Here is a 9,793-nt window from a genome sequence, read left to right on the forward strand (position 1 = left end):
GTCGCCGGCGCGCCGCCAGACCAGGCGCGAGAGGTGCGTGAGCCGCCGGCCGAGCTCGCGGACCTGCCGTTGGGCGGCGTAGTCGTCGGGCAGCCCCATCGCCTCCGCGATGGCCGACCAGTGCTCGGGGGCGATCCGGTCGGTCGCCCGGCCGGCCGCCTCGTGCAGCACGTCGCGGACGTCGAGGAGGTGCTGGCGGGACCGCTCGAGATCGGCGGCGGGGATGTCGACCAACCAGGTCGCGGTGAGGCTCTTGAGCACGGTCGCGTCGCGGATGCCGCCCTCGGCCTCCTTGAGGTCCGGCACCGACATGTGCGCGAGCTCGCCGATCAGCTTGTGCCGGCTCAGCACCAGCGAGTGCAGCTCCGGCAGGCACCGGCGCGCGTCGCGCCGCCACTGCGCCAGGACGTTGGTGCGCAGCCGGATGGTCAGGCTCGGGTCCCCGGCGACGTGGCGGACGTCGAGCAGACCGGACGCCACCCGCACGTCGGTCTCGGCCGCTGCGAGCATCTCGCCGAGCGACCGGACCGAGTGGTCGAGCTTCTCGCCCGAGTCCCAGATCGGGTACCAGAGCTGCTGCCCGAGCGCACCGAGGTCGACCCCGTCGTCGGAGACGAGCACCACGTCCAGGTCCGAGTACGGCGCCAGCTCGCCCCTGCCGTAGCCACCGACCGCCACCATGGCGACGCCCGTGTCCGGGCCGCCCGCCGCGTCGTACGCCCGGAGGCAGAGGTCGTCCGCCGCCTCGGTGCGTGCGGCTCTCTCGGCGGCTGTCACAAAGCGGCTGAGTCCTTGTCGCCGGTGCGCACCCGGATCACGGTCTCGATCGGGCTCACCCAGACCTTGCCGTCGCCGATCCGGCCGGTCTGCGCGGTCTTGGTGATGATGCCGACGATGTCCTCGGTGTCCGCGTCGTCGACGACGATCTCGATCCGGATCTTGGGGACCAGGGCGATGTCGTACTCCGCGCCGCGGTAGACCTCGGTGTGGCCCTTCTGCCGGCCGTAGCCACTGACCTCACTGACCGTCATGCCCGTGACGCCGAACGTCTCCAGAGCCTCCCGGACGTCCTCCCACTTGTGAGGCTTGATGACCGCGGTGACGAGCTTCATGCGCTTGTTCCTTCCGAAGCGGTGGAGGTGAGGACCGATGCGCGCCGGGCGCCGCCGCCCGTGCCCAGATCGTAGGCCGACTCGCCGTGCTCGACGAAGTCGATCCCTTCGGCCTCGTCCTCGTCGTCGAGGCGGAGGCCGATCGTGTACTTGATCGCCAGGCCGACGATCAGCGTGGCGACGGCCGACCACAGCATGGCGAACAGCGCGACCACGACCTGGGCCACCAGCTGCTTGCCGTCGCCGCCGGTCAGCAGCCCGAGGTCACCCGAAGCCAGGAACCCCACCCCGATGGTGCCCACGAGGCCGCCGACCAGGTGGACGCCGACGACGTCGAGCGAGTCGTCGTAGCCGAACCGGTACTTGAGCCCGACCGCCAGTGCGCAGAGGCCGCCGGCGAAGAGGCCGAGCACCATGGCGCTCCAGGGCACGAGGTTGCCGCACGCCGGTGTGATCGCGACCAGACCGGCGACGACACCGGACGCGGCGCCGAGCGAGGTGCCCTTGCCGTCCCGGATCTTCTCGATGAGCAGCCAGCCCATCATCGCGGCGCAGGTCGCCAGCGTGGTGTTGAGCCAGACCAGACCGGTCTCGGTCTCGTAGGCGTCGAGGTTGACGATCGAGCCGACGTTGAAGCCGAACCAGCCGAACCACAGCAGCCCGGCGCCGATCATCGTGAGGGTCAGGTTGTGCGGCTTCATCGGCTCCTTGCCGAAGCCGAGCCGCTTGCCGACGAGGAGAGCCAACACCAGGCCGGCGACGCCGGCGTTGATGTGGACGACCGTGCCGCCGGCGTAGTCGATCGGCGCGATCTCGGCGATGGTCGCACCGTCGACCGTGACGTTGCCGAGCAGCAGCGACGACAGGCCGTCCTCGACACCGCTGAGGAAGCCGCCGCCCCACACCATGTGGGCGAGCGGGAAGTAGGAGAGCGTCACCCAGACCGGCAGGAACACCAGCCACGCCGAGAACTTGAGGCGGTCGGCGACCGCGCCGCTGATCAGCGCTGCGGTGATGACCGCGAAGGTGAGCTGGAAGGCCACGAACACGTAGTTGGCGGGGTCGGTCGTCTCGAGCCCGAACTGCTTGAAGGGATCGGAGAAGAACGTGCCGATCTCCTTGCCCGCCTCGCCGTCGGCGGTGAGGAAGGTCGTGCTGTAGGACATCGACCAGCCCCACAACGCGTAGACGATGCCGACCACGCCGAGCGCGGTGAACGACATCATCATCATGTTGAGCACCGACTTGCTCCGGCTCATGCCGCCGTAGAACAGCGCCAGCCCGGGAGCCGTCATCAACAGCACGAGCGAGGCCGACACCAGCATCCAGGTGTAGTAGCCGTCCATGGAACCTCCAGCAGGAGCACGTCAGCGAGCGAGGACGGTCCCACCCTGCTGGGAGGAGGTTTCGCGACCGTCCGCTGGTTGTTTCAGGCGTGCAACGAGTTCCGTCCGGGTGTTACGGGCGTGTTTCGGGCGAGACGCCAATCAGCCGCAACCCTGCGCTGCGTCATCTGCGGCGCGGCAGCGTGGCGCACGCGGCGAAGCCGCATCGTGCAGCGCCCGCGGGCCGAGCGAAGCGACGGCTCGTGCAGCGCGGCAGCGTGGCGCACGCGGCGAAGCCGCATCGTGCAGCGCCCGCGGGCCGAGCGAAGCGACGGCTCGTGCGGCGCTGCACGATGTGCGACACGCTCGCGCAATTCAAGACAGCAGGGCGTCGACGAACGCCGCGGCGTCGAACGGGGCCAGGTCGTCGGGACCCTCGCCGAGTCCGACCAGCTTGACCGGCACGCCGAGCTGACGCTGTACGGCGACGACGATGCCGCCCTTGGCCGAGCCGTCGAGCTTGGTCAGCGCGATGCCGGTGACGTCCACCACCTCGGCGAAGACCTTCGCCTGGATCAGTCCGTTCTGGCCGGTGGTGGCGTCGAGCACGAGCAGCACCTCGGTGACCGGGGACTGCTTCTCGATCACCCGCTTGACCTTGCCGAGCTCGTCCATCAAGCCCTGCTTGTTCTGCAGCCGGCCCGCGGTGTCGACCACCACGGTGTCGATCCCACGGTCGACCCCCTGCTTGACCGCGTCGAACGCGACGCTGGCCGGGTCACCCGCCTCGGGACCGCGGACCACCTCGACGCCGACGCGCTCGCCCCAGGTGCTGAGCTGGTCGGCGGCGGCGGCGCGGAAGGTGTCGGCCGCAGCCAGCAGCACCGTCCGCTCCTCCGCGACGAGGATCCGGGCGATCTTGCCGACCGTGGTCGTCTTGCCCGTGCCGTTCACGCCGACCACGAGGACCACCCCGGGGTTGCCGTCGGCGCCGCTCACGTGGAGCGAGCGGTCCATCGATGGGTCGACCAGGTTGATCAGCTCCTCCCGGAGCACGGTGCGGGCGTCCGCGGCGACGCCGCCCTCGACCCGGAGCCGGGTGCGCAGCCGCTCGACGAGCTCGTGGGTGGGCTGGACGCCGATGTCGGCGCCGAGGAGCAGGTCCTCGATCGCCTCCCAGGTGTCCTCGTCCAGCTGCTCGCGGCTCAGCAGGCCGAGGAGGCCGCGGCCGAGGGTTCCGGAGCCGGCCAGCCGCTGCCGCAGCCGGACCAGGCGTGACGCCGGACGCTCCGGGCGCTCCAGGGTCGGAGCGGCAACCACATCGGGCGCCTCGGGCGCCTCGGGCTCGAGGACCCCCTCGATGCCCGCCTCGGGTGGCGCCAGGACGTCGGTCGGGGTCGCGCGCGGCGCCTCGACCGGCCCCGCCTCGCGGCCGCGGCCACGAACCAGGCCGATCCCGCCGAGGACGACGACGACCGCGACGACCGCGATCCCGATGACGAGGTAGAGCCACTCCATGGCGGTCATCCTCGCAGGGCGCCCGTCAGCGCAGCCGCAGGAGGTCGACCTCTTCCTCGCCGATCACCGGGGCAGCATCGGCGGCCTTGCCCATCGCCTCACCGAGCCACGGCACCGCGGGCATCGTCTCTCCGCGGTGCGGATAGGCGACGTACGCGACGACGAGGCCGGACACGACGAGACAGGTCAGCATCGCGAGCACGATGAACAGCACGACGGTCGACTCCTCCGAGTAGGTGACGGACAGCGCTCTCGACGCTACCGGGTCGCACCCGGATCCTCCGGATCCGCGGCTCCGGACCGGGCGTCAGGTCGATCACACCGACCATCAGCGCGAGCGGTCGCGCTCCTGCCACCACGCGAAGTCGAGCAGCTCGCTCGGCCGGGTGAGCACCTTGCGGGCCCGCGCCTGCACGTACTGCGAGCCCTCGCGGCGGCGCTTGAAGTGGATGGTCTCCGGGACCACGCGGTGCACGTAGCCGCCGAGGAACGTCTCGAGCATCCAGTGCCAGTCCTCGTAGGCGTAGCCGTCGGCGACGGCGCGCGCGGAGAACGGGTGGTCGACGTACGCCGAGCGCGGCGCCAGGCACAGCGCGTCCCACGGGTTGGCGATCCGCAGCAGTGCCGGGTCGAAGGCCGGGTCGGTCTGGTCCGGCAGGAAGTAGAGGTTCTGCTGGTTCTCGAAGAACCAGTTGAGCTCCGGGTGCCCGATCCGGCGGTCGTCCGCGGCGCACATCCGGTAGGCGTCCGCCAGCCAGTTCTCGCTCCACAGGTCGTCGCCGTCGAGGAACGCGATGTGCCCCGCCGTCGTCAGCCCGACGGCGTGGTTGCGGACCAGGCCCTGGTCGGCGAAGGACACCTCGGCCACCGCAGCGCCGTGGCGGTCGGCCTCGGCGAACGCCGCCCGCGTCGCCGCGGTCGGGTTGTCGAGGACGACCAGCACCTCGACCTCGAGGCCGCCGGCGCGCGCCACTCCCACCGCTTCCAGCAGGCTGCGGAACGACAGGCCCGCCATCACGCCCTCGGCGTGCGCGGTCAGGATCGCGGCGATCCGAGGCGCTGCCTCAGGCATGCCGCTCCCCTCCTGCCACGGCGACGGCGGCCAGCGCCCCGGTGGCGCAGTCAGCCGCGCTGAGCAGCCGGGCCCGCGACGGCTCCGGCAACAGGTAGCGCGCCGTCAGGTCGTCGCGGAGCGCGTCGGTGTCGGTGACCACCCAGTCCAGCCGGTCGAAGCTGCCCTGGAAGTCGTCGAGCGCGACGTCCTCGCCGGGAGCAGGCTCGCCCACCGCGGCTGCGAGCGACATCTCGTGGCGCAGCGTCGGGCCGTACGTCGACAGCAGGCGCCAACCCAGCGCAGAGTCGGCGACGACCACCCGTCGGGGTCGGACCCCGCGCACCAGGTCGAGCAGCCCGAGCAGCCGTCGCGCCTCGGTGAAGCCCGTCCACGGCCCGCCCAGGTCGATCGTGACCGCCAGGGCGTCGAGGTGGGAGTGCGTCGGCCCGTCGGTCGTCGCGACCAGCACCGTGGCTGTCGGCTCGAGCTTCCGCAGCGCCGCCGCCGCCGCGCAGACGCCGGGGCCGGGCGCGCGGTCGCCCGGCACGACGAACACCGTGTCGGCGCGCACCAGGCCGACCCTGCGCCGTACCTCCTCCGCCCGAGCGGTCGGCATCAGCATCGGGTGCGTGTGCGGGGGCCAGCTCACCCACCGCTCGCGCGGCGTCTGCGCGATCAACGGCTCGATCGCGGCGGCCTTCGCCACCAGGTCTCGCATCCGGTCCGACCCGAGCCCTGCCAGCTTGGCGGCGCCGAGGGTCACGCCCTCCTCCAACCAGCTGGTGCGGGTCAGGTCGTACTCCTCGGCGCGGTGCAGGAGCCCGTGCACGAGGGGCGGCTCCTGCCGCTCCCGTGCGTCCGGTGCCGGTACGCCGCCGTAGTTCGGTCCGAAGGGGGTCGGGGAGCGGCCCGGGGCGTAGCAGCCGGCCCGCACGTACTGCCCGAACGCCCACTCCGCCCCGCTCGTCACGTCGGGGTGGCGACCGACGTAGAACGCCTCGTCGAACAGCACTGTCGGGACGATCCGCTCGTCCCAGCCCACCGTGAGCCAGTGGAGGAACGGGTCGGCGCCGGCCAACGCCAGACCGCGCTCCGCGAGCCGCTGTCGGTAGACCTCCGGGTTGAAGAGGCCGCTGATCCTGGCGCCCGCGCGGAGCCCCGTGTCGAGGAAGTGCGTGATCGCCGCCTCGACGTCGTCGGCGACCCCCGGAGCGCCCACCTGGGCGGCGTAGAACCGAGGGTGCGTCATCGCGCGCAGCCGGCGCGCCAGCGCCGGTCGGTCGGCACGCTCGCGCTGGTCCGCCGGCAGCAGGTCCCGCGGAAGGGCCAGCTCGAGGGGGTCGAGGCTGTCGGCCGGAGCGGAGCCGTCCGCGTCCGAGGACGCGGGTGCCACCTCGGGGCGGCGGCGGAGCCGGATCGACCTCATCGGCAAATGCTCCTCTGTGGGTGGTCGACGGCGCGGCGATGCTAGCATCGCGAACCGGATCCGCTCAGGGACGAGCGACCTCCACCTCGGCACCGAACCTGGGGGTTAATCGCCTTGGACTACAGCGACGCTCTCGACGAGACGCTCGCGCTCCTGAGGACGATCGAGCGTGACTGGGCCCCCGCGGCCCTCGCGAACGCGTTCGGCCCCGAGGCCATGGTCATGACCGACCTGATCGCGCGCCACGGGCTGGACATCGAGATCTTCAGCATCGACACCGGCCGCCTCCCGGAGGAGACGCACGCGCTCGCGCACAGCGTCCACCGCCGCTACGGCGGGATCATCAACATGATCTCCCCCGACCCCGCCGACGTCCTGGCGTGGACCAGGGAGCACGGCCAGAACGGCTTCTACGAGAGCGTCGTGCTGCGCGAGGGGTGTTGCGCCGTGCGCAAGGTCGCGCCGCTCCAGCGGGTGCTCCAGGGCAAGCGCGCCTGGTTGGCCGGGCTGCGTCGCGAGCACGGCGAGACCCGCCGCGACCTCGACGTGATGGCCTGGGACGAGGTCAACGGTCTCCAGAAGTTCAACCCGATGTTGGACTGGACCACCGAGCAGGTCTGGGCCTACATCCACGATCACGCCGTGCCGTACAACGAGCTGTACGACCGCGGCTACACCAGCATCGGCTGCTCGCCGTGCACCCGGGCGATCAGCCCCGGCGAGGACCAGCGGGCCGGTCGCTGGTGGTGGGAGGTCGACTCCATCAAGGAGTGCGGCATCCACCTCAACCCGGTGACCGGGCGCTTCGAGCGCGACGATGCGACCCCATTGCCAGACAATGTGCAACCTGTAGCGCACAATGGTCGCGCCCCGGGGTACCGGCACGCTGGAATGACCATGCAAGTGATGAATGACGGAGGAAACGCAATGCGGGTACTGATCCTTGGGGGGGACGGGTTCTGCGGCTGGCCGACGGCGTTGCACCTCTCGGCTCTCGGCTACGAGGTCGCCATCGTGGACAACCTGTCCCGTCGCAAGATCGACATCGAGCTCGAGGTCTCCTCGCTGACGCCGATCCGCCACATGGGCGAGCGCCTCCGGGCGTGGAAGGAGGTGTCCGGCAAGGACATCGCTTTCCACGACATCGACGTCGCGGTCAACTACCAGCGCCTGCTCGACCTGCTCGAGGACTGGCAGCCCGACGCCCTGGTGCACTTCGCCGAGCAGCGGGCAGCGCCGTACTCCATGAAGTCGAGCCGCCACAAGCGCTACACGGTGAGCAACAACCTCAACGCGACCAACAACGTCCTGGCCGCTGTGGTCGAGTCGGGTCTCGACATCCACGTCGTGCACCTCGGCACCATGGGCGTCTACGGCTACGGCACCGCCGGCATGCAGATCCCCGAGGGCTACCTCAAGGTCCAGGTCGACGCCGGCGAGAACGGCCTGGTGGAGCAGGAGATCCTGTACCCCGCCAACCCGGGCTCGATCTACCACATGACGAAGACCCAGGACCAGCTCCTCTTCGCCTACTACGCGAAGAACGACCACGTCCGGGCGACCGACCTGCACCAGGGCATCGTGTGGGGCACCCAGACCAACGAGACCCGTCTCGACGAGCGGTTGATCAACCGCTTCGACTACGACGGCGACTACGGCACCGTGCTCAACCGGTTCCTCATGCAGGCCGCGATCGGCTACCCGCTGACGGTGCACGGCACCGGCGGCCAGACCCGCGCGTTCATCCACATCCAGGACACCGTCAAGTGCATCCAGCTGGCGATCGAGAACCCGCCGGCCAAGGGTGACCGGGTCTCGGTGTTCAACCAGATGACCGAGACCCACCGGGTCCGCGACCTGGCGAAGATGATCTCCGACCGCACCGGCGTCGAGATCGCCAACATGCCGAACCCGCGCAACGAGGCCGACGAGAACGAGCTCCACGTCGCCAACGACCGCTTCCTGCACCTCGGCCTCACCCCCATCACCCTCAGCGAGGGCCTGATGGAGGAGGTCACCGAGATCACCAAGAAGTACGCCGACCGCTGTGACCAGAGCAAGATCCCCTGCGTCTCGGTCTGGAGCGCGGAGTCGGCTGCGGCCAAGGCCGGAGTGCCGGTCGGCTGAGCTCCTCGTAGGAGTCAGCGCAGCGTGCGCGGACGCCGGCGTCGGAAGTTGATCGTCGCCGGCGCGACGCGGTGCCGGAAGCCGGCGGCCACGGTCGCCGTGCTCCACTCCCAGTCGAGCTGACCGGGCGCCACCCGCTCCCCCAGCTCGGGGAACGGCACCGCCCGGTAGACGGCGGCGGCGGCCACGGCCTGAGCGTCCCAGCAGTTGCCGAACCGCAGGATCGCCGGGTCGAAGCCCGGGTCGTCCTGGTCGGGCGGGAAGTAGAGCTCCCGGCCCTGCTCGTAGAACCAGTGGATCTCCGGGTGCGCGATCACCTGGGGGTCGGCGCACAGCGTGTGGGCGGCGACGAGCCAGTTCTCCGACCACAGCGCGCCGCCGTCGAGGAACGCCACTTGGTGCCCGCCGGCGACCCCGACGGCGTGGTTGCGCACCGCTCCCGGGTCGGCGAGGTCGACCGCCTCGACCCGGACCCCGTGGTCGGCTGCCTCGGCGAGCGCGTCCCGCGTCGCGGGCGTGGGGTCGGCCAGCACGACGAGGGTCTCGACCTGCAGCCCGGCCAGGCGGGCCACGGCCGCGGCGTCGAGCAGGCTGTGCAGCGAGATCCCGATCTGCGGCCCTTCGTCGTGGGCGACCAGGATCGCGGTGATGTCCTGCGCGGTGGTCATCAGCCGTCCCCGATCCCGAGGAGACGCGCGATCGCGCTGCGGTAGGCGTCGGCGTCGAACAGCCGGTGGACCTGGTCCCGGAGCGCTGCGGACCTCGCAGTGGCCGCGGCGGGATCAGCCAGGAGAGCTTCGATCGCTGCGACGTACGCCGCGGGCGCGTCGGTGTCGGTCACGGGACAACCCGTGGCGGGCGTGACCACCTCCGGCACGCCGCCGACCGCGCTGGCGACGATCGGGAGCCCGCTCTGGGCCCCTTCGAGCACCACGTTGGGGATGCCGTCCCAGCCCGAGGTGTAGAGCAGGAAGTCGACCTCGTCGAGCGGCAGCTGGGCGAAGCCGTCGTAGACGCCCATCAGCTGGATGTTCGGCGGGAGGTCGCCCGGATCGAGGTCGATGTCGCTCAGCACCGGCTTGCCCCACGCGTGGATCTCGAGGTCCGGCATCAGCCGGGCGACCTCCACGACGAGGTCGAACCGCTTCTGGCGGTCGAACCGTCCGGCCCACAGAGCTCGGAGCGGGACGCCGGCGGCTCGACGCCGCTCGAACACCCCGGTCACGTCGAC

The 9,793-nt window shown here is 71.1% G+C and carries 10 protein-coding genes; 1 reads left to right on the plus strand and 9 read right to left on the minus strand.

Going from position 1 to position 9,793, the window contains the following annotated elements:
• The 7 genes from H0488_RS18875 to H0488_RS18905 all read right to left on the minus strand — a co-directional run.
• On the minus strand, nt 1-777 hold a 777-nt coding region (locus tag H0488_RS18875), incomplete at its 3' end, for a [protein-PII] uridylyltransferase family protein (RefSeq protein WP_183100781.1).
• Entirely contained in the window at nt 774-1,112 is a 339-nt protein-coding gene (locus tag H0488_RS18880; protein ID WP_183100782.1) for a P-II family nitrogen regulator, read from the minus strand. The genes H0488_RS18880 and H0488_RS18875, both read right to left, overlap by 4 nt.
• Nucleotides 1,109-2,458 carry an ammonium transporter gene (locus H0488_RS18885; RefSeq protein WP_220794782.1) on the minus strand — a complete coding sequence of 450 codons (1,350 nt, stop codon included), beginning with the start codon at nt 2,456-2,458 and terminating at the stop codon, nt 1,109-1,111. The genes H0488_RS18880 and H0488_RS18885 overlap by 4 nt, the downstream gene beginning before the upstream one ends.
• A 354-nt stretch (nt 2,459-2,812) precedes the next feature.
• The gene (ftsY, locus tag H0488_RS18890; protein ID WP_183100783.1) at nt 2,813-3,955 is read right to left on the minus strand and encodes a signal recognition particle-docking protein FtsY; all 1,143 of its coding nucleotides are present in this window, start codon (nt 3,953-3,955) and stop codon (nt 2,813-2,815) included.
• Nucleotides 3,956-3,980: 25 nt separating this feature from the next.
• Nucleotides 3,981-4,169, minus strand: a complete 189-nt coding sequence (locus H0488_RS18895; protein WP_183100784.1) for a hypothetical protein — start codon at nt 4,167-4,169, stop codon at nt 3,981-3,983.
• Nucleotides 4,170-4,283: 114 nt separating this feature from the next.
• The gene (locus tag H0488_RS18900) at nt 4,284-5,027 is read right to left on the minus strand and encodes a glycosyltransferase (protein ID WP_183100785.1); all 744 of its coding nucleotides are present in this window, start codon (nt 5,025-5,027) and stop codon (nt 4,284-4,286) included.
• Nucleotides 5,020-6,435, minus strand: coding sequence for a hypothetical protein (locus tag H0488_RS18905; RefSeq protein ID WP_183100786.1), 1,416 nt, complete (start codon nt 6,433-6,435; stop codon nt 5,020-5,022). The genes H0488_RS18900 and H0488_RS18905 overlap by 8 nt, the downstream gene beginning before the upstream one ends.
• Nucleotides 6,436-6,549: 114 nt before the next feature.
• On the opposite strand from H0488_RS18905, the gene H0488_RS18910 reads away from it, so the two are divergent.
• Entirely contained in the window at nt 6,550-8,562 is a 2,013-nt protein-coding gene (locus H0488_RS18910; protein WP_183100787.1) for a phosphoadenylyl-sulfate reductase, read from the plus strand.
• 14 nt (nt 8,563-8,576) lie between these two features.
• Here H0488_RS18910 and H0488_RS18915 read toward each other — a convergent pair whose 3' ends face one another.
• Together H0488_RS18915 and H0488_RS18920 are read right to left on the minus strand one after the other, a co-directional pair.
• Nucleotides 8,577-9,230, minus strand: a complete 654-nt coding sequence (locus H0488_RS18915; RefSeq protein WP_183100788.1) for a glycosyltransferase family 2 protein — start codon at nt 9,228-9,230, stop codon at nt 8,577-8,579.
• Nucleotides 9,230-9,793, minus strand: a 564-nt coding sequence (locus tag H0488_RS18920) for a glycosyltransferase family 4 protein (protein ID WP_183100789.1), incomplete at its 5' end; no start/stop codon positions are given. The genes H0488_RS18915 and H0488_RS18920, both read right to left, overlap by 1 nt.

This window comes from Nocardioides pelophilus, assembly GCF_014180685.1.
In the GTDB taxonomy this organism is placed as follows: Bacteria; Actinomycetota; Actinomycetes; order Propionibacteriales; family Nocardioidaceae; genus Nocardioides; species Nocardioides pelophilus.